This is a genomic window from Fretibacterium sp. OH1220_COT-178 (assembly GCF_003860125.1).
Taxonomy (GTDB): domain Bacteria; phylum Synergistota; class Synergistia; order Synergistales; family Aminobacteriaceae; genus CAJPSE01.
Genome location: NZ_RQYL01000004.1, coordinates 79,749 through 106,059 on the forward strand (window position 1 = coordinate 79,749; position 26,311 = coordinate 106,059).

The window sequence follows — 26,311 nt, forward strand, 5'->3', positions numbered from 1 at the left end:
CTTTTTTCAATTATACCCCACTATGGCCCACACCTGCTTTTCCGAAGTCTGCGGGAGTTCCTCCGTGCGCTCTCTTCGAAAACAAGGTAGAATAATGCGTTCAAGATAGGAAACGCAAAGGAGACGAGGGAGTAAAGGTGACTGGCAAAATACGGCTTCTGGGGCGCACCGTGCTGTGGATCGCCTGCGTCGCAATCGCGGTCGGCTATCCTGGGTACAGATTTGCCCGAGGTTACATCGCTGGAACTTTGAACGAACAACTGCGTTCCGAAACGGCGAGCATTCGTCAGGCCCTGGAGACGGCCGTGCTTCAAAAGAGCGTTCTCCTCAAAAAGTTTGCCCTGGAGGCGGGGGGCTATTGCCGTTCCGGGGACAGGGCTGCCTGCATGAGCCTGCCGGAACGCTACGTCGCTGCCTACGCCCCTGCAAGGGGGTTGGGGCTCCATTTTCAGGAAGGCACCTTCAAGGATGGAAGCGGCCTTGCGGTTTACTCCTTTCGGGACGAGGGCCAGCCCTCAACGATCGAGGGGCCATCAGGCGACATGAAGACCTTTTCTCAGAAAAAAGAAGCGGATCAAGTGGCGTGGCTCCCGTTTCGTCTCCACCCTCTGACGGGGACTCCGACCATGACCGCAGTCTACCCCGTACTGACGGCGGATGGAAGATGGAGGGGAACTGCGACATGCGACATGGAGATATTCGAACTTCAAAAGCTCTTGACTGCACGAGGTTTGCCCGAATCTCTGACGGTGGACCTATTGGACGAAAAGGGGATCGTGTTGGCAAGCACCCGGCCCGCTGCCCTGATGCGTCCTGTGGGTCAGAACGCTTCTCAGAATTTCGCGAGGACGGTCACGACCGTGCTGTCGGAACCCGCCGGTGCGCTGAGCTACACCGAAGGAACGGTAACGATGCGTCTCTTCTTTGAATCCTTGCCGGGGACGGGCTGGCGAATTCTCATAAGAACCCCTGCCACAGAAGATCTTCGGAACGTAAAGTGGTTCTGGAAGAACGACCTTCGCATTTATTCCTGCTGCGGCTTTCACACCGTGAGACGAACCGAGGCGTCGAGGGGAAGCGAGGAGGCCGTTCCCCCCGATGCCCCAAGACCTCCTCGGTTCGACGTCCCTTTAAAAGGGCGACGTTTCGGCCCCTCCGCCCCCGACAGATGAAATCTTGAGGGCAAAGAACGCTAAGCCTCTATGGACAGGTCCTCTTCATTGTTCCTGGGAAAGGTCGAAGTCCAGGTACGGATGGGCAGGCCCCAGATCTTGATGAAACCGGCTGCCGCCGCATGGTCGAAGGCATCTCCCTCGGAGTAGGTCGCCAAATCGTGTTTGTAGATCGCCTTGTCGGCCTTCATGCCACGGACGACGGCCTGTCCTTTGAAGAGGCGGACCTTCACTGTACCGCTCACGTACTTTTGGGTCTCATCGATGAAGGCATCGATGCAGTCTTTGAGGGGAGAGAACCAATAGCCCTCGTAAGTCAGCTCGGCGAACCGCACCTCGAGTTCCCTTTTTGTGGTCAACACCCGCTTGTCCAGAGTTATGGTCTCGAGGGCCCTGTGGGCGTTCAGCAATGTAATGGCAGCGGGACATTCATAGACCTCGCGGCTCTTGAAACCGACAAGCCGGTCCTCGATCATGTCGATGCGCCCAACACCATGGCTTCCCGCCAAATCGTTCAGTTTCAGAATAAGCCCGGCTCCGTCCATCCTCTCCCCGTTCAGCGCAACCGGGATTCCGCGCTCGAAGGTGAGCTCCACAAAATCCGGTCTTTCCGGGGCCTCAAGGGGGTTGACCGTCAGTTGGTAGGCGTCCTCGGGCGGTTCGTTCCAGGGGTCCTCCAGCATTCCGCACTCGATGGCCCGTCCCCAGAGATTCTCGTCAATGCTGTAGGGCGCGCTTTTCGTCGCCTGGGCAGGGATACCGTGACTGATGGCGTACTCCACCTCGGCCTCCCGGCTGAAATGCCAGTCCCGTACTGGGGCCAGGACCTCCAGCATGGGGTTCAGGGCCGTGGCGCAGACCTCGATTCGCACTTGGTCCTGTCCCTTGCCGGTGCATCCGTGTGCCACAGCGCTGGCCCCTTCTCTGTGGGCGATGTCCACCAGCATCTTGGCAATCAAGGGGCGGGAAAGAGCCGAGGTCAGGGGGTAGGTCCCCTGATACATCCCGTTGGCCTTCAGGGCGGGCCAGACGTACTTTTCGACAAAAGTTTTTTTGAGGTCGAAAACATAGGCTTTGACGGCCCCACTGTGCAGCGCCTTGTTCTTTGCCGCCTGAAGGTCGATCACCCTCTGGCCTATGTCCGCAGTCATCGTCACCACGTCGTACCCCTGCTCAGAGAGCCAAAGCACGGACACCGAAGTATCCAAACCACCGCTGTAGGCGAGGACGACTTTCCCTTTCTTCCCCATCGTCCCTTCAACTCCTTTCCTGAATGAAACAATCTCATCGATGCTAGAGGAGCCCGGACCGAATTCCGCGTTCCTCCGGCATAGAGGGCTTGGCACAACGTTCTGCCCTGAATAGGGCAGAGGAGCGCCGCAGGACGCTCCTCGCTGAAAGATGGATGCCAGTATAGGCGATTATGAACGCCAAGTCAATGGTTTCTTTATGTTTTACTTTTGTTTACAAATGAAGTTCGGCACTCGGGACGAGATCCTCCGCATCAAAAAGGTTTGCCGAAGGGCAACAGGCTCCACAGGAGCCTGAGAATCGGATTGAAGAGGAAGTTGATAATGCCGGTCAGCAGGAGCACCAGAAGAATGATCATGCCGTACTGCTCCAGCCAGTAATAGTGCCTCAGGTATTTGAAGGGCAAAAAAGCCTGAAGGACCTTGGAGCCGTCAAGAGGCGGAATCGGGATCAGATTGAAGGCGGCCAGTCCCATATTGATGTTGATCATCTGAGCGAGAACCGTAAAACCGGCATCGCCCAAAAATCGGCCCCAGGTTTGACCGTAAAAGCGAAGAAACAGCACACAGACGATTGCCGTCAGGACATTACCCACCACCCCCGCCAGGGAAACGATGACCAGATCGCGCCGCGGATGGCGAAAATAGCGAGTGTTGATCGGCACGGGCTTGGCCCAGCCAAACCCGACGAAAAGAAGCATGAGCGTTCCCACCAGGTCGAAATGGTCCAGCGGATTCAGCGACAACCGCCCCGAACGTTCTGCCGTGGGATCCCCCACCAGTTTGGCTGCATAGCCGTGGCAGAACTCGTGGAACGATATGGCCCACAACACGGCGGGCAACGACAGCAAAAGCATCATGGGATTCTGGAAAAGCCTCAAAACGTTCACTCCTTCCCGAGGTCGGTCCCCGGAATTTACCGCCGGCGTTCAGCCCCGTCTTCAAGCGACGACGCCACCCATTTTACAGATCCGGAGAGGAAATCGCCCCCGCAGATTCCTCGGTAAAAAACGCGGCAAAAGTTCATTTCCTCCGCTCCAGATGGCTTCTGACGTAGTCCTCCTCGTCCGCAAGGGTCACTATCTCCCCGTCCATTCGGGCCAGACGTATTCCCTGGAGCACCTCTCCGATCTCGGGGCCGCAAAGCCCCACCCTGACGAGGTCGTCCCCGGTCAGCTCGCCTCGCAGAGGTCTCCAGGAGAGCAGGTGCCGAACGACATGGCGGCGGGACTGCCCCCGTTTCATGCAGGATATCCAGAACAAGAGGGGCACCGGACCATACGGTTTGAAGAAGAGGTAGACCTCCGAGTTCCTCGGATTTTTTCTTCCCCCAAGAAATTGCTCGACCTGTGGCCAGCAATCGAGACAGATCGACATCTCCCGCCTCTCCGCCGGGCTCAAGCTCAACCGATCCATCGCGGCAAAGCGTACGCTCTGGGGGGACTCCAGCAGTACCGCGGCCATGCCGGGCAGCCACTCCATCCCCTTGAAGTCGACTCCGATCCTGCGGGCCCTCGGAAGAAAGCGCTCGAGGACACGGAGCCTGCGCTCTATGGATGGACCAAGACGAAGGCCGGGGAACAGAGCCTCCCAGACCCCCAGCTCCTGCATCCGCAGAACGATTCGGCGAAAGCGCGCCTCTCCGGCATCGATCTCGAGCTCCGCGCGTACCCTGGGACCGGACAGTCGCCCCAGCAAACCTCCCCGAAGGGCACCGTGGAGAAGACGCAGCGTGTTGTCCTCGAACTTCAGTCCCAATCGCTGCTCCAAGCGGATGCCCCTGAGAATGCGAGAGGGATCCTCAACGAAACTGAGGTTGTGGAGGATGCGAAGAATTCCCTCCCGCAGATCCTCCCGACCGCCGAAGTGGTCCGTCAGAGTGCCCCAGTCCCCCTCGCTCAGGGAGACGGACATCGCGTTGATGCTGAAGTCGCGGCGAGCCAGGTCCTGCTTCAGGGAATCGCTGACCACCGTCGGCTGGGCCGCCGCATACTCATAGAACTCCCGGCGGGCCGTCGCAATGTCCACCTTCAGTCCGTCCGGGAAGGTGATCGTTCCCGTTTTGTATCGCCCGTGCACCGTGCCGCGGCAGCCCGGCTCGTCCCAACTCCCGACCAGCTTCTCCGCGTCCCCCTCCACTGCAATGTCGATATCGACGTTTTTCACCCCCATCAGGATGTCGCGGACGGTGCCCCCCACCAGATACGCCCTCATCCCCATGGCCTCCGCCCGGGCTCCGATCCGACGCAACAGGCCGAGTTCCGCCCCGGAGAACGAGGACTCGAGCAGTGCAGCGATCCCCTCCATCCAGAGAAAACCGGACCGCAAAGCCGTCTCGCCGGCCGGCTGAAAGTTTCGATAGAGGGCGCGGACGAGGTCCGCCCGGGTCAGAATCCCCACCAGCCGGCCATTGTTGAGCACCGGCAACCGCTCGAAGCTATAGGTCGCCATCAATCGGTGGGCCTCGTCGATCGAGGCCTCCGAGGAGATCCCGATGACGCCTTCCGTCATGAAATCGCGGATGCGCGCGCGGTCGAACCCGTGCAGGTGAGCCTTATCCAGGTCCTTGCGCGTCATGATGCCGACGACCTCGCCGTTTTCCAAGGCGACGGGCAGAGCCTGATGTCCGAACCTCAGCATCGTTCGATAGGCCTCGTCGACCATTGCGTCGGGAGAGACCGCCAGCACGGGTGAGGTCATGACGCTCGCCACATCCAGCATGGGAGGAATCCGACGTTTCAGGTCCTCCTCCAGCTCCTCAAGCAGCTCCTGCGGCTCCCGCTCCAAGATCGTGGCCGAACCCGCCTGGATATGTCCGCTGCCGCCGTAGGGGGTCAAAAACTCCTTGACGTTCAGCACCCCGGGAGAGCTGCGAACGATCAGGCTGACCTTGCGCCCTCCGCTTCGCACGGCCGAAAGCGTGACGTGGGAGTCGCAATAATCCCGAAGGCGGTGAACGAAGAGCGACAAACCCTCGACGTATTCCTCGGTCTCCGCCCACGTGGACAAAACCTTGGCCCCGTTGACATAGCTCTCTCGCGCATTTTCGGCCAGGACGTCCAGCAGGTGCCGCTCGCTTGCCGGCATGGAGACCTCCGCACGAGCCAGGATGCGCGACAGGTCCGCTCCCATCTCCCTCAGACGCGCCACGGCCAGGATGTCCCTGGGGGTCGTGGACTCGTAAGTCAGAGCCCCGGTGTCGTCGTAGATCCCCAGGGCGAAGAGCGTCGCCTCCTCCGGGGAGATCCTCTTTCTCTCCTGGATCAGCAACTCGACGAGCATCGTGACCGTAGCCCCTATGGGCAGCCAAACCATCTTCTCCGCGGGAAGATCGTCCGCCGTGGGAGGGTGATGGTCGTAGACGTGTACGCTCACATCCTGCCGGCCCGCGAGCGCGGCGAAGGAACCGATGCGGCTCCGAGCGCGCGTGTCCACCACGACCATCAGGGTGACCTGATCCATGGGGACGGTCTTGGGCTTCAGAATGTTCCATTGGCGCCCGTAGTGGGCCATGAAGTCCCGCACCTTGCGGTTCATGGCACCCGGGGGGCAGATCACCGCATCCGGATAGAGTTTCTGAACGGCGATCATGCTGGCCAGAGAGTCGAAATCCGTGTTCAAATGGCTGGTGATCAGCTGCATTGCAGGCCTCCTCCTTCCCCCCGGCCGCCTACGGTTTGCTCGTAAACGAACCGGACGGCGTGCTCGAGCTCCTCCACGCTGCCGTCGTTGCGCACCACGAAGTCGCTTCGGTCGGCACGCTCCTTCGAGGGCAGGAAGAAGGACTCCCGTCTCAGAAGCTCCGCCTCGCCCCACCCCCTTCCGCGGCAACGCATCACCCGAACCTCCCAGGATGCGGTGACGAACACCGTCGCCGTGACCCACTCGGGAACGCCCCCCTCGAAGAGCATCGGGATCTCCGCAACGACCCAGCTTCGCTCGGAGTTCAAGGAGTTCACACGATGGGCCATCTCCGCCCTCGCCAGAGGGTGGAGCAGGGCACAGCCCCAATCGTAGTCGGCCCGAGAGGAGAAGAACCGTGCGGCGACCCGAGCCCGAACGACACGTCCCTCAAGGTCCAGGATTTCCGAGCCCCAGCGGCCGACGGCGGCTGCGACGACATCCGGCCGCCCCCAGAGCTCGGCCACAATGGCGTCCGCGTCCAGCCGTACGCCGCCCATGCGCTCGAAAAGGCGTGCAACCGTGGACTTACCAGCCCCGACGTCCCCGGTAATGGCCAGTGCCGTAACTGCCATAGCCCCGTTTTCCTCCGTATCCGTCCCAATTTCCCCGACGTTCCTCCCCTCCGCGGTCGTCCAGATTTTTGTACGCGTCGGGGATCTCAAACAGGAAGCGGGAGAACCCTTTGTCGAGCGTCGTCCCATAAAGACGCCGGCTGCGGGCCGCAGTGAGGTAGAGGCGTTCCTCCGCCCGTGTCATCCCCACATAACAGAGCCGGCGCTCCTCCTCCATTTGAGAGGGGTCGTCCTTCGCCCGCGAGTTCGGGAAGACGTCCTCTTCGAGCCCCACGAGGAACACGACGGGAAACTCCAAGCCCTTGGCCGCATGCAGCGTCAGCAGGCCGACGGAGCGACGGTCGTCGGGATCCTGAGCGTCCGCGTCCGTAAAAAGGGCCGCCTCGGCCAGGGATTCGGCAAGGTCTCCCTCGGGGACGACGGAGCGGAGTTCCATGACGTTGTCGATGCGGTCCTCCCAATCCTCCGGATTCTTCTCCCTCAGAAAATCCTCGTAGCCCATGTGGTTCAGCACGTAATCGACCGCGGCCCCCACGCCGCGCTCTGCGGCCCTCAGAAGTCCTGCCATCTGTCGGCCGAATAGGGCGACCGCCCCTCCGACCTGTCCTTTGACCGGAAAAATCCCCTCACCCACCGCACGCCAGAAATCCCCGGCCGGCGAGGCGGGCACCGCACCCGAGGCCTGCCACCCGGACCATTCCTCCCGTTTCTTCGGCCCCATGCCCTTGATCGCAAAAGCGGCCACACGCTCGAAGGAGGTCCTGTCGTCCGGGTTCACGGCCAGTTTCAGGACCGCGAGGACATCCCGGACCTCCTTACGCTCGTAAAAAGCCGTTCCCCGGACAATTCTATAAGGGATTGCCGCCTCCAGCAGCTTTTGTTCGTACAGGCGGCTCATGGTGTTCTGACGGTACAGAATGGCCATATCGCCGTAGTCGTAGCCATGATTCACCTTCAAACGTCCGATCTCCGCGGTGATGAAGCTCGCCTCCTGAAGATCGCTGTTTGCGAGCAGGGTATGGACCTTCTCCCCCTGCCCCCGTGCGGTCTTGAGCTCCTTCTCCTTTCGTGCGGAGTTGTTGCGGATCAGGGCGTTCGAGGCACCCAAAATATTGCCCGTCGAACGGTAGTTCTCGTCCAGAATGATGGTGTGGGCGTCTTTTTGCCCCGCCATCCCCTTGAAATCCCGCTCGAAGTTCAGGATCATCCCGATATCCGCGCCGCGCCAGCCGTAGATGGACTGATCCGGATCGCCAACCACGTTCAGCCGGCAGTCCGGTCCCACGAGGTAGCGGAGCAGCAAGTACTGAGGCCGGTTGACGTCCTGATACTCGTCCACCAAGAGCCAGCGGATCCGCTCCCGCTCCGAGCGTTTCACCCCCTCGTCCGCAGCGAGGATCTGCAGGGGAACGATCATCAGGTCGTCGAAATCCACCGCTCCCCGGTTTCTCAGCTCCCTGCGGTACTCGTGGGCGACGTCCAGGTACAGGCCCTCCAGAAGGGGCTCCCGGCTCCCCGGCGACCAGGCCGCCCGATCCCTGGATATGGCGTCGAGAACCGAGGCGGGTTCGATATCCTTGGTGTTGACCCCCATCCGCTCCAGGATCTGTTTGACCAGGGCACGGCTGTCCCCGCGATCGAAGACGGCGAAGCCCGGCTTTACCCCCGCCTGGGCCTCGGCGGCCTCCCGGTTCCGGAACAGAAACTTCAGGCCGAAGGCGTGAAAGGTGCTGACGCGCACCTCCTCCGCCCCGGAGGAGACCAAGGCCGAGACGCGCTCGCGCATCTCCCCGGCGGCCTTGTTCGTAAACGTCATTGCCGTGATCTCCCAGGGCTTTGCCAGCCCCTCCGCAATCAGCCAGGCGACCTTGTGGGTCAGGACCCTTGTCTTCCCGCTGCCCGCCCCGGCCAGGATCAAAAGCGGCCCGTCTACATACGTCACGGCCTCTCGTTGCCTGGGCGAGAGGCGTTCCAGAATGTCCTTGTCCGACATATCCTCTTCTCCTTAACTATCAATCCTCGAACCCGTCAAAGATCCTCCTCCGGGCTTGTTCCGCCGCCTTCCACCTCCATGGAGTCGATGGACAACTCGAGCCCGGACAGGAGCTCCACATCCGGGCTGCCGCACCTGGGACAGACGAAGGCCGTACTTTCGCTGCCGGTGTCTCGGCCACAGGCCCTGCACCGAAAGACGATCGGCAGGGACAAAATCGACAGTTCCGCCCCTTCCGTGGCGGTCCCCCTGGAGACCACGGAAAAAGCGAAGGCCACGAGCTCGGGGTTGGCCCTTCTCAGACCACCGACCTTCAACACGATACGGCGAACGCGGGTCCAGCCCGCCCGCTCGCAAAGGCCAAGAATGGCGTTGTTCACGGACTCCGTCAAGGCCAGCTCGTGCAAAACGGCATCCCCTTCCGCGCGCTACGAAGGACTCTGGGCGGCCAGGGCCGACAGGGCTCCGATGAAGCGCTCCGTCGTCTCGGAGTCGAAATCCAGGCCCTTCCGGGCTCTCAGCAACTGAAGAAGGATCTGCTCCGAGGCGGTGTCCAGATCCCGCAGATCCCCCAGGGAGGAGAGGTAATCGGCTATCATGATAGCCAGCCTCAGAATGGAGCTACCCAGCGGAGTCCTTCGGGACTCGTCCTTCGGATCGAAGGGTTTGCGGTGAAAGCGGATGATATCGGCAATCCCCCGCATCCGCTCGATCCTGGCCAGCAACCTGGCGGACTGGATGGAGTAGTCCTCGAACTCGTGGAGGTCCGGATCGGAGGATTCCTTGAGCCGCTCCTGGTAGATCGAGATCTTCCCGAGGTTATGCAGGAGCCCCGCCGCCCGCAACTCCCGCAGCGCGCCCTCGGTAAGCCCCATCGCCTTGCCTATCTGTAGCGCGATGGAGGCGATCTGTTCGTTCCTGCTGGCAATCTCGGACTCCTGGGCGAGCAGAATCTCGTAGAACATCTCGACCATGGCGTCAAAATCGTGCTCCAGCCTGCGCTCCAATTCCACCTCCTCGGTACGGTCGAAGAGAATTTCCATAAAGAGCCCCGTATTCCGGCCATCTGCATCGAGAAGGGGAAAATCGACGATAGAGCTGTAGAGGACCGAACCGAAGCGCGGCGCCGTTGCCAAGGGCCTCTGGACCTCTTCCATCGTCTCCCGACATTGATCGAGCATGCAGTCCGGACAAGGGCCGCCGTAGCCGAAAAGCTCGTAGCACTTTTCGGGGAGAGGCCCGCACTCCCTCCGTCCCAGGGCGGACTTCAGGATCCCATTGACGTGGACCAAGTCCCTGTTCCCCCTGACGACGAGGTAGTTTAATGGGACGTTTTCCATGATCATCCGGACATATTCGTGCTGTACGACCCGAGAAAAGGGCAGAGGACGGCGCATTTCACCAGCCTCCGGCGTCGGACAGCTCTTCCGTGTCCAGAAGCTCCAGCATGGCTTGAGCGATTCGAGGATCGAATTGGCCTCCGGATCCCCTGAGGAACTCCGCCTTGATGTATTCTCGATCCCGGGCATCCTTGTAGGATCGACGCGAAGCCATGGCGTGAAAGGCATCGGCCGCCGAGATGATGCGAGCCTCCCAGAGGATGTCCTCGCCCTTCAGACCGTCCGGGTAACCCTTTCCATCATAGCGCTCATGGTGCGAACGTATGATGGGGCCGATGTCGCGAAAACGGTCGAGCCTGGCGACCATCTCCGCGCCACGTGGCGAATGGACCTTGATGATCTCAAATTCCTCGTCCGTCAATCGGCCGGGTTTGTTGAGGATATCCCAGGGGACCCCCACCTTTCCAATGTCGTGGAGCATTCCCGCGACCTCCATCCGGAACTCCTCTTCCCTGGGCATACCCAGTTTTCGAGCCAGAGCCAGGCTGACGTCGCGCACACAGCGGGAATGCCTTGCCGTGTAGGCGTCCTTGGAGTCCAGGAGCTGGGCCAAAATGTCGATCAGGGAGAGAAAATCCTGTTCCAGGCGGTCCCGATACTCCAGGATGCGGGTCTTGTCCACCAGGAATTCGATCACTTTCTCGACCCGCCCGTTCTTTTTTACAGGAACGTCATGAATCTCCAGCACGACGGCGGAGCCGTCCTTGCGGGTCTGTCGCCGCATGGAGACCACCTTCTCCCCGCTCTCGAAGACCTTCGCCATCATGCAGCCGGGGCAGGGTCTGTCCTTGCCCGTCAGCTCGAAACAACGCTTCGAACAAATCTCGTCCTTCGAAAACGCCAATGTGCTGGCCAACCGATCATTGACATAGTGCACGTTGTAATTCCGGTCCAGCAGAGCGATGCTCGTCGGGGTCCGTTCTCCCATCAGCTGCAGCAGTTTTTCCCCCGCTATTTTCTCGAAGTCGAGGTTGAAAACAGAATCCGTCATCACCTCAGATCGTCCTCTCCGTCACGCTTCCCCACCCCTCGGCACCCCAGACAGCCGCACGCAAAAATTCATCCTCTAGGCGGGCGTGCCGAGGTTCTCGAGACGAAGGGACAGCTCCTCCCATCGTCTGTAGGCCCCCTCGAGCCCACGCTCGATCGTGTTCCGCTCCACCATGAGTTCCCGCACCCGTCCGGAGTCCGCGAGCACCTCGGCATCGCTCAACGCGGCATCGATTTCGTCTCTCCGTGTCTCCATGTCCTCGATACGCCCCTCCAAAGGGGTCAGCTCCTTCCGGATTTCGCGCCGCTCCCGATCGAGACGTTCCCGTTCTTCGGCAGCCTGCCGACGGATGGAACGCGTACTTCGCCCAAAGCGGATATTCTCCGTCGCCCCCTCGCAGCCACCGCCCAAAAGCGCCTCCCGTCTCTCCAAAAACCAGGAGTAGTTGCCGGGATAATCGTAGACCCGTCCGTCGCGGATCTCTAGCACCCGCTCCGCCAACGCGTCCAAGAAGTGGCGGTCGTGGGAGACGATGAGGAGGGTCCCTCCGTACTGCAGCAACGCGTTCTGCACGAGCTCCTTGGTGCTCCGGTCGAGGTGGTTGGTCGGCTCGTCCAGGATCAGAAAATTGGTCTCCGCCAACATGAGCTTGAACAGGGCCAGACGCGCTTTCTCCCCTCCCGACAGCACGGAGACGGATTTATGGATGTCCGAGCCGGAGAACAGGAACGCGCCCAACAGGCTGCGGCGGCTGACATCGTTCAGGATCGACGGGGCCGATCGGGCCTCCTCCCAGATCGTGTGAGAGTAGTTCACATTCTGGGCGCTCTCCTGGGAATAGAAGGCCCGTCTCACATTGTGCCCCAGACGCACGGTACCGGACGTCGGAGCCTCCACCCCGCTCAACAGCCGGAGCAGCGTGGACTTGCCCGCGCCGTTGACGCCCACGAGGGCGACGCGCTCTCCGCGATTGACGGTAAAATCGAGCCCCTCAAACACCCGATTCTCCCCGTAGCTCTTGGAGAGCCCCCGGACCCCCAGGACCTCCCAGCCGCTGTCCGGGGCCTCCGGAATGCGAAAACGGACACCCTTTTCGGGCCCGTCGATCACGATCGCATCCATCTTTTCGAGCTGTTTCAGACGGCTCTGAACCTGGGCGGCCTTGGAGGACTTGTAGCGAAAACGGTTGACGAACCGTTCGATTTCCTCCACGCGACGCCTCTGTTCCTCGGCCGTGCGCTCCAGCCGCTCACGAGCGCACTCCTTCTCGACCAAATACCGGTCGTAGCCACAGGGATAGAGCGTCAGATGCCCGTGCTCGAGCTCCGCGATCTGCTCGGTCATGTTCTCCAGAAACCGGCGGTCGTGCGACACGGCGACGATGGCCCCCTTGTGGGCGCGCAGCCACCCCTCCAGCCATTCCATGCTCTCGGTGTCCAGATGGTTCGTCGGCTCGTCAAGAAGCAGCACATCCGGGGCCGAAAGCAGCAGGGCCGCCATGGCGATGCGCATCTTCCACCCCCCGGAGAACTCCGAGCAATTCCGCTCCCCGTCCTCCCGGGCGAACCCCAGGCCGTGCAGGACTCTTGAGGCCGCCGCCTCGAACCCGAAGCCTCCCAGGTGCTCGAAGCGCCGTTCCAGGCGGGCGTGTTCCTCCAGAAGGCCGGCGAGATCGCGCGAGCCCTCGTTCGTGGCGGACAATGCAAGCTCCGTCTCTCGCAACCGCGCCTCCAGGCCGGCAACGCCCACCCGTTCCTTCAAAAGGTCTACGACAGGGATGGATTCCAGCTCCACGAGGTCCTGAGGCAGATAGCCGACCCGCAGTCCCTTGGAGCGTTCGACTTTGCCTCCGTCCGGCTCGACTTCCCCCGCCAGGATACGAAGCAGGGTAGTCTTGCCCGCCCCGTTGTTCCCGACAAGCCCCATGCGGGCGCGTTCCCCGATCAGGCAGCCGACATCGTCGAAGATCACCTTCTCCCCGAAAGACAGTCGAAGTCCCTTGATGTCGATCAGACAAATCCCTCCCGTGTTCTCTTTGAGCCAAACCCCAGAAGTATATACCAACCGAGAGGAGCTCAAAAGCGGACTTCAACTTACGTTCATGTCCAAGGGGTTCTGAAGGAGAAAGAGGAGGAAAGAGAGCAAGTCCTCTCGGGGCAACGGTTTTTCTGAATTGAACAAGAATGGGCTCAGCAAAAAACGCGCACCTCGACAGCTCCGGATTCTCGAGGGGGCCGCAGCGCCATCACCAAGGCGTCTCGTCGTCCTCTCGCGTGACGGAGTTTATCGTCCGGCCGGAGAACCCTCTGGCCCGCAGCCTGCCGATGATCCTCTTCAATTCCATGCCCCGGTCGAGCCAATCCCCCACCAGCTCACGAGCACGTTCCTGTTCGTCCACCTCCGACAAGGCCATGCGGATGTCCTCTCGAGAGACGCCGCGACGGGAAAGCTCATAGTCGATCCGGTCGTTTCCCCACCCCTCGTGCCCCTCGGCAAAAAGCCGCGAGTAGGCTGTATCGTCAAGGAGCTGCAACATACGAAACTCCTCCAGCAACCCCTCCGCCTGCTCGGACGCGAGTCCGCGTTCGAGCAGGCGTTCCAGGACCTCCCTTTCGGTGTGGGGTTTCCTTGTAAGGAGGCGCATAAGCCAGGTTCGATGTCCATTCAGTCTCTCTTCGTCCAGAAACAAAAGTTTTCTCTCCTCACGCGGTTCCTGCAAGGTTCAAAACATCCCCGAGCCGTCTCGTCAATTCCTCCCTGAGCGGGGATTCCGCGGCAAGCTGCGGGTCCCGTAAAAGAAGTTCCCGGGCTTCTTTCCGTGCCAGGGCGAGTATTCTTCGATCCCGCACCAGATCGGCGACGCGGAAATCGGTGAGTCCATGCTGCCGGATCCCACAGAGTTCCCCCGGCCCCCGCTGTTTCAGATCCGCCTCGGCCAGAGCGAAACCGTCCGAAGTCCGGGCCATGATCTCGAGGCGAGCCTCCCCCTCCGGCGAGCGCGTCGGCCCATCCAAAAGGACGCAGACGCTACGCGCATGGCCGCGCCCTACCCGCCCCCTCAACTGGTGAAGCTGCGCCAGCCCGAACCGACCGGCGTCCTCGATGATCATGAGGGTCGCATTGGGGACATCCAATCCAACCTCGATCACGAGCGTCGAGACCAGAAGATCGACCTCCCCCGCCGTAAAACGGTTCATGATCGAGGCCTTCTCCTCCAGGGGAAGACGCCCGTGCAGCATGGCGATGCGGAGCTCGGGCAGCGCCTTCAGAAGGAGGGCATAACGGGAGGTGACCGCTCTCGCCTCCGTTCCCTCTTCCTCCTCGATGACGGGGCAAACCCAGTAAATCTGCCCCCCGCTGCGGACGTGCTCTCGGATCAGTTCCGTCAGGGCTGTCTCGTTCCCAAATCCGGCACGCCGGGTCTCGATGGGCCTCCGCCCGGGAGGAAGCTCGTCCAGTACGGAGACCTCCAGGTCGCCGTAGACCGAAAGGACCAGGGTCCTGGGAATCGGCGTCGCCGTCATCACCAGGACGTGGGGCATCGTCCCCTTTGCGATCAGATTCTTCCTCTGGAGGACGCCAAAACGATGCTGCTCATCCACGACCACCAGCCCCAGATTGGAGAAGGAGACCTCGTCTCCGAGTACGGCATGGGTACCGACGACAACCTGTGCCCCGCCCTCCTGCAGCGAGGCCCGCACGGAGCGGCGCTCGGCGGCCCTTTGCCCTCCGGTCAGAAGGACGGTTTCGATTCCCCAGGGGGCAAACATATGGCTGAGTCTAAAGTAGTGCTGCTGAGCCAGAATCTCGGTCGGGACCATGAAGGCCGACTGAACTCCGGAATCCGCTGCGGCCAGGATGGCCGCAGCGGCGACCAGGGTCTTTCCCGACCCCACATCCCCTTGGAGCAAGCGGTTCATGGGAGTGCAGGACCCCATATCCCGCAAGATTTCTTTTACGGCTCGCCGTTGGGCCCCCGTGAGGGAGAAGGGAAGAGAAGCGCCCATAAGGGCCTCGAAACGCCGCCCCGGCTTGATGGGACGTGCGTCCGAGGAGGCTTCGTGTCGCCTGCGGCGCAACAAGAGCCCTGTCTGAAGAAGAAAGAGCTCGTCGAAGGCCAATCGGTTTCTGGCCTTCAGCCATGAATTTCTGTCCTCGGGGTGATGCAGTTCGTAAACCGCCTCCGAGAGCCCCCTCATGCGGTGCCGTTCCCGGATCGAACGCGGGAGAAAATCCACCAGTCCGCCCCCATAGGCATCGAGTGTCTCATCGATCAGACGCCTCAGCCATTTTTGTGCGAGTGACGCCGTGAGGGAGTAGACGGGAACGATCCGTCCGACGGAGCGAGGTCCCTCTTCCTCCTCCAGAATCTCGAACTCGGGGTTGGTCAGCTGGAGGCCGCCTCGATGCTCCACTTTTCCGTAAAGGGCCAGTCTGGTTCCGACGGCCAGCTGCGTCGCAAGACGCTGGCCGTTGAACCAAACGGCGCGAACCCTGCCGGTCTCGTCGGCCAGGAGCACCGAGATCGGACCTCCACAATATGCGGGGGCATGAAGCGAAACGACTTCCGCGATCAGCGCGGCGGTCGCGTCGGCACGCAGGTCCCGCACGCACACGAGCGTTCGGCGATCCTCGTAGCGTCGAGGGAAGAACAGGAGCAAATCCCTCACAGTAAAAATGCCCAGGCGGGCAAGGGCCTGGGCACGCTTTTCTCCTACACCGCGAAGGAACCGAACCGAAGAGGACAAATCCGTCATTTCAAGATCAAACACAAGGTCGATGGACCCGTATCGGGAGAGCCGGAAATCCCTTCAGGTTTTCCCAACGGGAGAGCGGGTTTGGACCCCACGTCATTCCCCCCGGCCAGCGTGAAGGATCAATTGTCCTCCCTGTCGCGAGACCAACGGGAGAGCGAAAGGGAAGGAGTCCCCTCTTCACTCGAGGGAGTCCCCTCCGATTTTTCCGCCATCTCCAGCTCGAACTCCTGCTGAGCCTTGTCCACCATCTGGCCGAAATCAATCAAAAGGGAGACGGTATCCCTCAAAAACTGCTGCTTTTGTAGGTTCAGGAACCGCAGCCTGCTCTCGTAAGCCTCGACCTCACTGGAGGATTGCTCGATGGTTCGGCGGGCCTCCATGCGAGCGGAGACGAGCATCTCCTCGACCTGCTCCGTCGCCTCTTTTTTCCGGGCGGCAATATCCCGCTCCAGGTTTTCCCAGCGCTTCTGCGTGTCCTGTCGCACCTGCTGGGCCTCCTTCAGGATGTCCGAGGCTGCCGCCCTGGCCTCCTGCAGGATCTGTTCGGCGGAGCGATTGGCCTCATCGAGGCGATCCTTGATCTCGAACTCCAGTTTTTCCAACCTGGACTCCGATTCGGCCAGCCGGTTTTCGGCCTCCTGCCGAGCCTGATCCAAAATCTGTTCCGTCTGCAGCCGAGCCTCTTCCTCCATCTCTTTTGCGCTCTTGCGCGCCTGAATCAGAGCGTCCTTGATCATATCGGTCATGGACTCCTGCTTCTTGACGTAGTCTTCGAGCTCCTGTATCCGCCGTTCCCGCTCGTCGAGACGCACGGAGTAGGCTTCGAGGTCGTCCGCGATCTGGTTCAGGAATTCCTCGACCTCCGGAATCGCATAACCTCCGAAAGAGGCCTTCTTGAATGCTTTTACCTCAACGTCCTTGGCGGTCAAAAGGTCCGACATTTTCCAGCTCCTCCTCAGCCCACTCCTCGAACATGCCCTCGTGTGGCGTCACGACGTAAAGTGCGGGTTCGATGTACTCCATCCGCCCCTTATGGGCAAACGCCACCCCGCCCATAAAGTTGATGAAGGGACGCCCCTCCTCCTCGAAAGTCTGGGGGTCGAGCTCATGAAGATCCAAAAGGATCATCACTCCATCCAACAGGGCATCCCGAAGCCTGAGCTTGATCTCCTCGGAGGGGACCCCCTTGAAAAAGACCATCCTCAAAGGGGCCAATGCAGGCCGAACCTCTTCCCTTCGACGGGCTTGAAAGGACTTGTGGGACGATTTTGGCTTTTCCTCATAATAATCCTCGGATTCCTCGTAATCCTCGTCGCCATAGAACCCCAAGAGCTGCATCAACTTCCTCACGCGTCTACTCCTCCTCAGAACAGGCTGTCAGGATATGCCCGTGCCTCCGAATATCTGTAAAAAGCGTTGCATCCAACGCAGCTTCCCCAGAGAGCCCGTCCCGTTCATGAAAAGAACCGGACCGGGATGGAGATTTGAGCCGGCCCCGTATCGATTTCGGAGGGGGCGTCGGCAATCTCCTGAAATTCTACATGTCTCCCCTGTTCGATTGCGCCCCTTGATGGGGGCGGCCTCCCACAACAAATATAACATTTATCATGGGAAAAGTCACAAAAAAGGGTCAGCGAACACCAAAAAGAGCCGTTCCGACGCGTACCATCGTACTGCCCTCCAGGATGGCCCACTCGAAATCCCCACTCATCCCCATGGAGAGAACCGGCAGGGCCAAGCCGGAGGAGGCCCGGGCTTTCAAAAGCAGTTCCCTCAAAGAGGCAAAGGCCGTTCTCACCCGAACCTCATCCTCCGTCAACGGGCCTATCGTCATCAGCCCCTGCAAGGCGAGACGAGAGGATCGAAGAACGTGGTCCAACAACCTTGGGAAGTCGTCCGGTGCCGCCCCCGTCTTGCTTCCCTCCTCCGCAGTATTCACCTCGATGAGGACGGGAAGCGTGCGATCGAGCTCGAGCGCTATACGATCGAGCGTGGAGGCGATCGCAATGGAATCTACGGAATCCACGCTGTCAAACAACTCTATCGCCTTACGAGCCTTGTTCCCCTGCAGATGGCCGATAAGACGCCACTTGGGGCCCGGATCGGCACCCCATTCCTTTCTCTTGGAGAGCGCCTCCTGAACCCGGTTTTCTCCGAAGGCGTCGAGCCAAGGCGCGGCCTCGCGCATCTCCGCTACCGTCCTTGTCTTGGTCACCCCCACGAGGCAAACCTCGGAGGCGTCCCTGCCGGCACGCTCTGCGCAGCGAGCGATCCGCTCCTTGACATCCAGAATTCTGTTCTCAACAGTCATGTGCTTCCCCCCTACCAAAGCCTGATGACAGCGGATGGGGTCTTGTCGGCATCCAGAATCAGCTTGTTTCCGGGTGTCACTCCCTTGGTGATGAAAAAATGCCTGTCATCGGCGGGAAAACCCTCCACATCCTGGGATACGACTCGGCTACCCTGTACGAGAAAAACCAAGCTCCTGCCGTCCCGGACGATTACGGCCGTGTCCGGGACCATCACGCCCTGAAGATCTCCGGCAACCACACGGCAGGAAAATGCACGGGAGCGCAAAAAAGAGGGCGGAAAAAACGGCAGGCGGAGACAGACCTTGATCTTCTGTCCCGCAAACTTTACGGCCACGACCTCCGCATTCCTGTCCTTGTCCTCCGAGGCGAGACGTATCCGGATCGAGGCGTCTCTGCCCTGAAGACTGCGCTCCAGCGACGGACTTCGGTCGAGATAGGCAATGCATCGAAGAACCTGAGGTTGAGGCACGAACTTGCCCAAGGGCGCCCCCTTGCGCAACTGGGTGCCGTTCTCCAACAAAACTGCAGATCTGAAAAACGGAAAAGGGGCGAACTCCGGCCAGAGGCGGGAGTAGACCCAAAGGCCTTCCTGACCGTCCAGGGCAGGGAAAAAATACCCCGGAGCCGGGACCCTAACGGCCACCCCGTCCAGGGCCGCCACGGTCTCCCCCTTGGCCACCCTTCGCGGAAGAGGCGAAAGGTAGGTGAGAACTCCATCCTTAGGAGCGTGAATGACCTGCTCGTCCCACAGAAGGATTCCCTCGAGCGGTTGCTCTTCAAGATAGCCGACCGCGGAGGCCTCGATCAGCTCGGGATGGAGCTGTTTATACTGTTCCAGCCAGACGAGGTAGGATTTGGCGGCAAGGGCAAAAATCGACAAGAATGCCGCGTAGTAAACCAAGCGCCCCAGCAGTCCGACCCTTCCCTGCAGTTCCATGACGTACGGCCCCTTTACCCTTTTATTCCGCGCCCAGTCAGCCGGCGATCGTTGCGCTTCGGATTTTTCGCTTCCCACCTCCACGTTCGGCCGTTGCCTCCAGGACGCCGGGAGGAAAAGCCGTGCCTTCCGGATACGACGGACAAGTCGGCAAGACGTTCGAGATGATGAAAGCTTTGCGAAGCGGAATTTTCGTTTTGAAATGAAACGGAGCCCGGCCTCGACAAGGCTTTTCTGCAAAAGACAAAAAGGGACAGCCTTGGAAAGGCTTCCCGTATCATGAATTATACATGATTTTCCTCGACGGAAAGAAAAAGTCGATAGGGCATTTCAATTTTTCCAGCGATTGTGCATCCAGAACCAAAGTTCCGGCCGAGGGGCGATCATCTTCTCCAGGGCGCGGTTGACCTCCAGAGTCAGCAGCTCTGCCCTGCGACGCCTGTCGCGCTCCTCGGGGACGGGCAGAGGCGGAAAAAAACGGATGGTGTGCCTGAAGGGCGCCGTTCGATAAATGCCCACAGGGACAATAGGGACCGAGGCCAGCAACGAAAGCACGGCGGGCCCCGTCGTGTTGGTGCAGTCATGCCCCATGAAGGGCAACCGTACCCCTCCCAGCCAGGAGATATCCGCGAGAAGGGCGATATGAGCCCCCTCCTTCAACAGACGGACGAACTCCAAGGTCGAAATTCCCTTCGGCAACAGACCAATTCCGGAACGCTCCCGATATTCCCGCACCAAATCGGAGATCTCCCGATCATGGATCTCCTGTGAGACGACGTAGGGGGAGGGCCTCTCCGCTGCCCTTCGAAACTGCGCGTACCAGGCCGCCAGGAGCTCCCAATTCCCCAGGTGAGCACTCACGAACAAAGCGCCCCTTCCCGGGGCCTGGAGTGCCTCCATGTGATGCCCTCCCTCGACCGACTCGACCCAATGCAGGGCCTGGGAGGGGTCCCGCTGCAGGGCCAGAAGCTCCGTCACCGTCCAGGCCAGATGTCCGTAGAGCCTACGCCGCATATCCGTTCGCCACGCCCGGTCCTTCTCCGGATGAACGAGACTTAGGTTGGCTTCGATCCTCCGCTTGCGTGGAGAAAAAAGCCTCAGGAGGCCGTTCAGAAAAGCGGCAACCGCCCTCCCCCGCCATCCGGGCTTGGCCGCTGCCTGAAAAAGCCTCAGCGTTCGGATGGCCAGACTCACGCGTTCCCCTCCAGGACCGATTCGTAGAGAGCCTCAAGAGTGTCGGCGCTCTCGGCGGCGGAGTAGTGCGTCTTTATGAAATGCCGGGCGGATGTGGCTCGGGCGCGCCCTTGATCGGATAACGCCCGCTCCATGGCCTGCCTCCACGCTCCCTCCTCATCCTCCTCGACGATGAAACTGCCCTCGCCTCCCAGTAAAGAATGCAGATATGAGGAATCCCGACCAACGACGGCAAGCCCCTGAATCGTGAGCGCCGCGGCGAGCAGAGCGTCGGAGGGGCTGCCGCCGGAGAGGAAAAAACCGCTCTTGGCGGAGGCTGTGTTGAAGCGCTCCGACCGCAGATCCACGATGCGACACCCCAGGTCGGTGACGGCCTTTCTCAGGTTGGGTGGCGCATCCCGCCAGTTGAGGTAAGCCGCCTCGGAGCGTTCCGTGGCTGGCTCCTCCGCCTGGGGAAGACGGGATTCGAAGGTCGGCTTGATGATGGACTCGCCGTCGCCGGCCTGTTCCGTAAAGAGCCTTGAGGGGTGTCCCCTCCAGGCCGGGGAGGGGGCCCAGGAGGTGTGCACCGTCCTGGATCGCACCCGAACCAATCCCCACCACAAGGGGGGAGTCCCCCAAAGGTGCCACAGGGATCCTCCCGAGAAGACCAGCCGCATACGCTCCAGCCCCGTCAGCGCCCTCCAGGAGAGGATGCCGTCCACGCAAAAATCGGTCGTCCCACCATCCACGAAAAGCGAAACAGAAACGTTTCGCGCCCTCAGTGCAGTGGCCATGTTTCCGATCATCGCGCGCTCCCAGGGGTGGGCGATTTTCGACACATACCAAATGCAGGGGATCATCCTCGCCTCCGTCCCCCTCCTTTCTCGGGGAAAGAACTCATGTACTCTAGGAAAACGCCGCCAGATGGAAACGCTTTCGTCCGATCCGGACGAAGAGATAGCGGCCGGCTCCCAAATTTTCGCGGGTTATCATGGCTCCCTCGTCGACGATCCGGACCCCGTTCAGGGACACCCCGCCCTGACGGATCGCTCGTTTGGCCTCTCCCCGGCTCTCGCAGGCCCCGCAGGCGGTCAGCACGTCCAGCGCTCCGGCGGGCAGGGAAAGCTCCAGGGACGAGAAGGGAACCTCCTCACGGAGGGTGGCGTAGGCCTCCTCCGTAAGATCCGAAAGGTCAACGTCCGAATCGAACAACACGGAACTGGCCTTGACGACGCCACGAGCCGCCTCCTCGCCGTGGACGAGGCGCGTCGTCTCGAGGGCCAGCCGGCGCTGGGCCTTTCGCTCCTCCGGACGGGCGGAGTGCTCCTCGATGACGGAACGGATCTCCTCGAGGGGCAGGAAGGTGAAGAGCTTGAGGAGGCGCTCGACATCCCGATCGTCCGTGTTGACCCAGAACTGGTAGAAACGGTACGGCGTGGTGCGCCTGGGGTCCAGCCACACCGCACCGGCCTCGGTCTTGCCGAACTTCGTTCCCGATGTGGTCAGCAACAAGGGCTGCGTCAGGCCGAAGACCTCCCCACCCAGGGATTTCCTGACATAATCGGATCCCGCAAGCAGATTTCCCTGCTGGTCGTTTCCGCCCATCTGCAGTCGGCACCCGTAAGACTCGTAAAGATGCCTGAAATCGATGGATTGCAGCAGCACATAGGAAAACTCGGTGTAGGAGATGCCCTTCTCCGGGTCCTCGAGCCGGCTTCGCACGTACTCCCGGGCAATCAGGTTATTTACGGAAAAATATTTGCCGACGTCGCGCAGAACATCGAGGAAGGAGAAGGACGACAGCCAGTCGTAGTTATTGAGCAGCAGGGCGGAGTTCTTCCCGCAGTCGAAGTCGAGAAAATGCGCCAGTTGGGCTCGGACGCTCTCCACGTTGTGCCGCACCTCTTCCACCGTGATGAGGTTGCGCTCCTTGCTCTTGCCGGAGGGATCGCCGATCAGGCCCGTGCCGCCGCCCGCCAGGGCGATGGGGCGATGTCCCGCGCGCTGGAGCCATGCGAGGGCCATCAAAGGGATCAGGTGTCCGACGTGCAGGCTGTCCGCCGTGGGATCGAAGCCGACGTAGGCCGTGACCATCCCCTCGTCCATAACCTCGCGCAGTCTGTCCTCCGCACTGCACCACTCCACGTAACCGCGGGCCCGCAAAACATCAAAAGCCTTCTCCGACATCCTCGACTTCCTCCCGTTTTCTTTACTATCTGGAGCGCAGTTGCCTGTATTTCAGGCCTCTCGACCGACCCATTATAGCGAGAATTTCTTTTTTTGTCCCCCGAGGCCGTGCCGGACGGGGATGGAGGCCACGGCTCAGAGCCCCGGCTTTTTCCGGGCGGCCGCCTCCAGGAGCGTCCGTGCGGAAAAGAGGAGGTGCATCACTTCCTCGGCATCGGACAGGACCTTCTCGTCCCCGCGCAGCCGCTTCAGAAGAAGCTCAATGTCCTTCAGGGCCGCACGCGCCCTGCTGCGAGGTGCCGCAGCCTCGGCGGATACGCGTTTCACCGGGACATCCGGATCGATCAGGAATTCCTGACCGGCGCTGGGAACGATTCCCCGCATGCCGTTCTCCTGCAGCGATACCGAGAGGGCCTGAGAGGCCTCCGGCTCGCCGTGCGTGACGAAAAACAGGGGATTTGTCGTGAAATTGCCGGCCCAGGCAAGCAGGTCGTCCCGGTCCCCGTGCGCGGAAAAACCACCGATCGTATGGACCTGAGCCTTGAGGACCACGTCCTCCCCCGCAATCCGCAGCTCGGTCTCTCCGTCGACGATGCGTCTTCCCAGCGTTCCGTATGCCTGATAGCCCACGAAAACGATATGATTCTTGGGATTCCAGGCCCCGTGCTTCAGGTGGTGCACGATGCGTCCGCCCGTGCACATGCCGCTTCCCGCGATGACGATGCCGAACGGGACATCGTTGAGTTGCTGTGAATCCTCGGAGGTCAAGACGTTTCGAAACCCCCTGGGGGAGAAGAGATCTACTCCCGACGCGGCGTGGCGCCGAACCTCCTCGGACAGGGTGTCGCCATAAGCACGGTAGAGTTCCGTCGCCCGGACGCCCATGGGGGAATCGAAAAAAATGGGGACCTCGGGAAGGATCCCCTCGATCTGCATCAGCGAGAGTTCGAAGAGGAGGCGCTGGGCCCGATCCACGACAAAACTGGGGATCAGCACCTTGCCCCTGTCCTTCAGGGCCGTCAGGATCACGGCCCTGAACTCCTCCCGGGTCGCCTGGTCGTCCTTGTGCAGCCGATCGCCGTAGGTCGATTCGATCAGGACGTAGTCGGCCTCACGGATCACCGAAGGCGCCCGGTCCACTGCCGGAAACTGCTGGCCGAGGTCCCCGCTGAACACGATACGCGTCGTTCCGCCCCCCTCCCGAAGCTCGAAGGCGACGGAGGAACTCCCCAGTATGTGTCCGGCATCGTGCAGGGAAAAGACCACGCCATCCGAGGCGGAAGTCCTCGCCTCCCACTCCACCGGTCGCAGAAGTTTCAGAGCCCCATCGACGTCGCTCTCGTCGTAGAGAGGCTCGATCGGCGGCAGGCCCTTGCGGAGCGCCTTGCGGCTCCGCCATTCCGCCTCCTCCTTCATCAGATGGACGGAATCGTGCCAGAGGATCTCGACCAGGCGGGCTGTGGCGGGAGTCGTCCAGATGGGCCCCTCGAAGCCCTGCCGGACAAGGTAGGGGATGCGCCCGGAGTGGTCCATGTGGGCATGGGTCAGAAAGACCGCGTCCAGCTCTCCCGGACCGAACGGAAGGGGCTCCCGGTTCCTCTCGTCCTCGTTCGCCCCCTGATGGATGCCGCAGTCCACGAGAAAACGATAGCCGTCGCAATCAACGCAATAGCAGGAGCCCGTGACCTCGCCTGCGGCTCCGACAAAACGTATCTTCACCCTATCCCTCCTATGCCGAGGACACGACGGCCGCTCTCGGCAGGATGCCCAGAACCCGCGTGCCCTTGCCGATCTCGGATCGGACCTCGAGTGTTCCTCCCATGAGGGACATCCGTTCCGTCATGTTGGCCAGGCCCCGGTGTCCCTCCACCCGCAAGGCTTCATGGTTGATCCGGGCCTCGAAGCCCCCTCCGTTGTCCCGGATGTCGAAGAAAATTTTTCCATCCTGTTCGTAGACCTGAGCCCGGACCTCCGAGGCGTTGCCATGCCGAACGGCGTTGGAGACCGCCTCCTGGAAGATTCGGACGAAGGCCAGGGTCTGTTCGGGGCCGAGGTCCAATCCGTCGTCGATATCCGTCGTCACCCGAATGTCGTAGTTCTGCGACAGCCTTTCGGCCAATTCGGTCAGAGCCTGAGAGAGCCCCAGATCCATCCACGGCGGAGCCAGCTCGTCGCAGAGGCCGCGCAGCTCCCGAACGACGGTCTTGGCCAGGAATTCGGTCTTCTTGATGCGCTCCTGGGGGGCCTCCTCCTCCAGGGACATGTGAATCTGTTGAAGCAGGGCCGTGATATCCTGCAACGGCCCGTCGTGAATCTCTCGGGCCATGTCCATGCGTTCCTTCTCCTGAACCCGAACGATGTCGCGCACGTAGCGGTTGCGCAGTTTGTCCCGCTCCACGGCCGCGCGGGCAAAGCGCATCAGAGCGCTGTGAACGCTCTCGATCTCCTTGACCGCCCCCGGACCGAGACGGTTCGGGATGTCCTTTCCGACCCTGAGATCGTCGATCTCGGCGACCAGAGCCTGAAGGGGCGCGACCAGCCGGCTCCAGAGCAGACGGATGGCCCAGAAGCTGCCTAGGGTCATCAGCACGATGAGCACGGGCCAGAGGCGTCCCGCCTTGACCAGCCCCCCCAGAAGCTGGTCCCAGGAGACCGCCGCAACGACGTAGCCCTGTCCCCGGCTGACCGGATAGATAGCCAAAGTGTATTGGGCGCCCTGCTTGTCCTCCACCCGGGTCGCCGTGCCGATAGGAAGGTTGTCGTGCCATATCGCGGCAATGTTCATCGCACCGGGCGAGGCCATGATGATTTTGCCGTCCGCCCCGATGTGGGCAACCCAGCCGGGAATGGACGGTCCCCAGGAGAATATGCGGTAGCGTGTGGCGTCCCCGAAGAACTCGGGGGGAAGTTCCCAGAGCTTGGCATCGGAGCTCAGGCGGTAGGCCATGCTCTCGGCCAGATCCTGAACGTAGGACCGAACCGCCGCCTCCATCGCCTTTTCCTGACTGACCAGGGCGAAGGCGGCCAGGAGGACGACGGCCACGGAGGGCAGGATCAGGGCGGACAACAAAAAGGCCAAAAAGTGATTCTTCGGCCTGAGAGAATTTAAAACGGTTCTGCGGACCCGCCTCAGCATGATGGAGGCGCCCTTACTTCTCGTCCTCCAGAAGTTCCTCGAGGGTCACGACCCCATACTTCAGAGCCAGCAGAAGGGCCTCCGTCTTGTTTTTGGAGCCCAGCTTGTCGTAGATGGAGGCCAGGTGGGTCTGTACGGTGCGCTCGCTGATGAAGAGGCGGCTCGCCACCTCCTTGCTGGAGAGCCCCTTCGCCGCCAGAAGCAGGACCTCCCGTTCCCGGGCGGAGAGCTGCTCCGGGTCGAAATCCCTCTCTCCCATGACCGATGCGACCTCGGGGTCCAGGTAGAGCCCACCCTTGGACACCGTAGCGATCGCCGCAGTGAGCTCCTTCGGGCTGACCGTCTTGAGAACGAACCCGCGTGCCCCGGCGCGCAGCGAGGCCATGACGTACTGCTGCGCGTCGTAGGACGTCAGCATGATCGTGGCCGTGGGAAGCCCCTCGGACTTCACTTTCTGAGCCACCGAGACGCCGTCCATTCCCGGCATCCGAATGTCCAGCAACGCCACGTCGGGCTTCAGGTCCTGGATCATCTCCCAGGCCTTGACTCCATCCTCCGCCTCCCCGACCAGATCGAGAGAATTTTCCCGCCGCAGAAACTCCGCGATGCCCGCCCTCGTCAGAGGGTGGTCGTCCGCCAAAACGATTCTGACTGCCATCGATATCGTTCCCTTCGTTCTTGAGGTTTTGCTCAGACTACCCGTATCCGGTTCCTCGGACAAGGGCAAAGCTACTGAAGGACGCA

General features: G+C 61.2%; 22 protein-coding genes. 1 reads left to right on the forward strand and 21 read right to left on the reverse strand.

Annotation, left to right across the window (positions count from 1 at the left end):
• The first annotated feature begins 137 nt into the window (after positions 1 to 137).
• Positions 138 to 1,172: a cache domain-containing protein gene (locus tag EII26_RS02715; protein ID WP_124887606.1), complete on the forward strand. Its 1,035-nt coding sequence runs from the start codon at positions 138 to 140 to the stop codon at positions 1,170 to 1,172.
• Positions 1,173 to 1,192: 20 nt separating this feature from the next.
• Here EII26_RS02715 and EII26_RS02720 read toward each other — a convergent pair whose 3' ends face one another.
• The 21 genes from EII26_RS02720 to EII26_RS02820 all read right to left on the reverse strand — a co-directional run bounded on the left by EII26_RS02720 (position 1,193) and on the right by EII26_RS02820 (position 26,225).
• Positions 1,193 to 2,422, reverse strand: a complete 1,230-nt coding sequence (locus tag EII26_RS02720; RefSeq protein WP_124887607.1) for an argininosuccinate synthase — start codon at positions 2,420 to 2,422, stop codon at positions 1,193 to 1,195.
• Between the two features lie 254 nt (positions 2,423 to 2,676).
• Positions 2,677 to 3,282, reverse strand: coding sequence for a site-2 protease family protein (locus tag EII26_RS02725; RefSeq protein WP_124887608.1), 606 nt, complete (start codon positions 3,280 to 3,282; stop codon positions 2,677 to 2,679).
• A 163-nt stretch (positions 3,283 to 3,445) separates the two neighbouring features.
• Entirely contained in the window at positions 3,446 to 6,064 is a 2,619-nt protein-coding gene (locus tag EII26_RS02730) for a CBS domain-containing protein (protein ID WP_124887609.1), read from the reverse strand.
• Positions 6,055 to 6,678, reverse strand: a complete 624-nt coding sequence (gene coaE / locus EII26_RS02735; protein ID WP_124887610.1) for a dephospho-CoA kinase — start codon at positions 6,676 to 6,678, stop codon at positions 6,055 to 6,057. The genes EII26_RS02730 and coaE overlap by 10 nt, the downstream gene beginning before the upstream one ends.
• Positions 6,632 to 8,671 carry an ATP-dependent helicase gene (locus tag EII26_RS02740; protein WP_124887611.1) on the reverse strand — a complete coding sequence of 680 codons (2,040 nt, stop codon included), beginning with the start codon at positions 8,669 to 8,671 and terminating at the stop codon, positions 6,632 to 6,634. The genes coaE and EII26_RS02740 overlap by 47 nt, the downstream gene beginning before the upstream one ends.
• 35 nt (positions 8,672 to 8,706) lie before the next feature.
• The gene (locus EII26_RS02745; RefSeq protein ID WP_158612116.1) at positions 8,707 to 9,063 is read right to left on the reverse strand and encodes a hydrogenase maturation nickel metallochaperone HypA/HybF; all 357 of its coding nucleotides are present in this window, start codon (positions 9,061 to 9,063) and stop codon (positions 8,707 to 8,709) included.
• 36 nt (positions 9,064 to 9,099) lie between these two features.
• Positions 9,100 to 10,068: an HD domain-containing phosphohydrolase gene (locus EII26_RS02750; protein WP_158612117.1), complete on the reverse strand. Its 969-nt coding sequence runs from the start codon at positions 10,066 to 10,068 to the stop codon at positions 9,100 to 9,102.
• A gap of 1 nt (position 10,069) precedes the next feature.
• The gene (locus EII26_RS02755) at positions 10,070 to 11,062 is read right to left on the reverse strand and encodes an HD domain-containing phosphohydrolase (protein ID WP_124887614.1); all 993 of its coding nucleotides are present in this window, start codon (positions 11,060 to 11,062) and stop codon (positions 10,070 to 10,072) included.
• 75 nt (positions 11,063 to 11,137) lie between these two features.
• A complete protein-coding gene (locus tag EII26_RS02760) occupies positions 11,138 to 13,033 on the reverse strand; it encodes an ABC-F family ATP-binding cassette domain-containing protein (protein WP_233572564.1) in 1,896 nt (631 codons plus the stop codon).
• Positions 13,034 to 13,307: 274 nt separating this feature from the next.
• Positions 13,308 to 13,706, reverse strand: a complete 399-nt coding sequence (locus EII26_RS02765) for a regulatory protein RecX (protein WP_124887615.1) — start codon at positions 13,704 to 13,706, stop codon at positions 13,308 to 13,310.
• Positions 13,707 to 13,764: 58 nt separating this feature from the next.
• Positions 13,765 to 15,819, reverse strand: a complete 2,055-nt coding sequence (gene recG, locus EII26_RS02770) for an ATP-dependent DNA helicase RecG (RefSeq protein WP_124887616.1) — start codon at positions 15,817 to 15,819, stop codon at positions 13,765 to 13,767.
• A gap of 119 nt (positions 15,820 to 15,938) precedes the next feature.
• Positions 15,939 to 16,760, reverse strand: a complete 822-nt coding sequence (locus EII26_RS02775) for a DivIVA domain-containing protein (protein WP_124887617.1) — start codon at positions 16,758 to 16,760, stop codon at positions 15,939 to 15,941.
• A complete protein-coding gene (gene sepF / locus EII26_RS02780; RefSeq protein WP_124887618.1) occupies positions 16,729 to 17,169 on the reverse strand; it encodes a cell division protein SepF in 441 nt (146 codons plus the stop codon). Before sepF ends, EII26_RS02775 begins: the two co-directional genes overlap by 32 nt.
• A gap of 280 nt (positions 17,170 to 17,449) precedes the next feature.
• Positions 17,450 to 18,130, reverse strand: a complete 681-nt coding sequence (locus tag EII26_RS02785) for a YggS family pyridoxal phosphate-dependent enzyme (protein WP_124887619.1) — start codon at positions 18,128 to 18,130, stop codon at positions 17,450 to 17,452.
• An 11-nt stretch (positions 18,131 to 18,141) separates the two neighbouring features.
• Entirely contained in the window at positions 18,142 to 19,068 is a 927-nt protein-coding gene (locus EII26_RS02790) for a hypothetical protein (RefSeq protein ID WP_124887620.1), read from the reverse strand.
• 330 nt (positions 19,069 to 19,398) lie between these two features.
• Positions 19,399 to 20,262: a lysophospholipid acyltransferase family protein gene (locus EII26_RS02795; protein WP_158612118.1), complete on the reverse strand. Its 864-nt coding sequence runs from the start codon at positions 20,260 to 20,262 to the stop codon at positions 19,399 to 19,401.
• Positions 20,259 to 21,083, reverse strand: a complete 825-nt coding sequence (locus EII26_RS02800) for a glycosyltransferase (RefSeq protein WP_124887622.1) — start codon at positions 21,081 to 21,083, stop codon at positions 20,259 to 20,261. Before EII26_RS02800 ends, EII26_RS02795 begins: the two co-directional genes overlap by 4 nt.
• 67 nt (positions 21,084 to 21,150) lie before the next feature.
• A complete protein-coding gene (gene tyrS, locus EII26_RS02805) occupies positions 21,151 to 22,431 on the reverse strand; it encodes a tyrosine--tRNA ligase (RefSeq protein WP_124887623.1) in 1,281 nt (426 codons plus the stop codon).
• 135 nt (positions 22,432 to 22,566) lie between these two features.
• Positions 22,567 to 24,150 carry an MBL fold metallo-hydrolase RNA specificity domain-containing protein gene (locus tag EII26_RS02810; protein WP_124887624.1) on the reverse strand — a complete coding sequence of 528 codons (1,584 nt, stop codon included), beginning with the start codon at positions 24,148 to 24,150 and terminating at the stop codon, positions 22,567 to 22,569.
• A 10-nt stretch (positions 24,151 to 24,160) separates the two neighbouring features.
• Positions 24,161 to 25,567: a sensor histidine kinase gene (locus EII26_RS02815; RefSeq protein ID WP_124887625.1), complete on the reverse strand. Its 1,407-nt coding sequence runs from the start codon at positions 25,565 to 25,567 to the stop codon at positions 24,161 to 24,163.
• Between the two features lie 13 nt (positions 25,568 to 25,580).
• Positions 25,581 to 26,225, reverse strand: coding sequence for a response regulator (locus EII26_RS02820; RefSeq protein WP_124887626.1), 645 nt, complete (start codon positions 26,223 to 26,225; stop codon positions 25,581 to 25,583).
• Between the last annotated feature and the right edge of the window lie 86 nt (positions 26,226 to 26,311).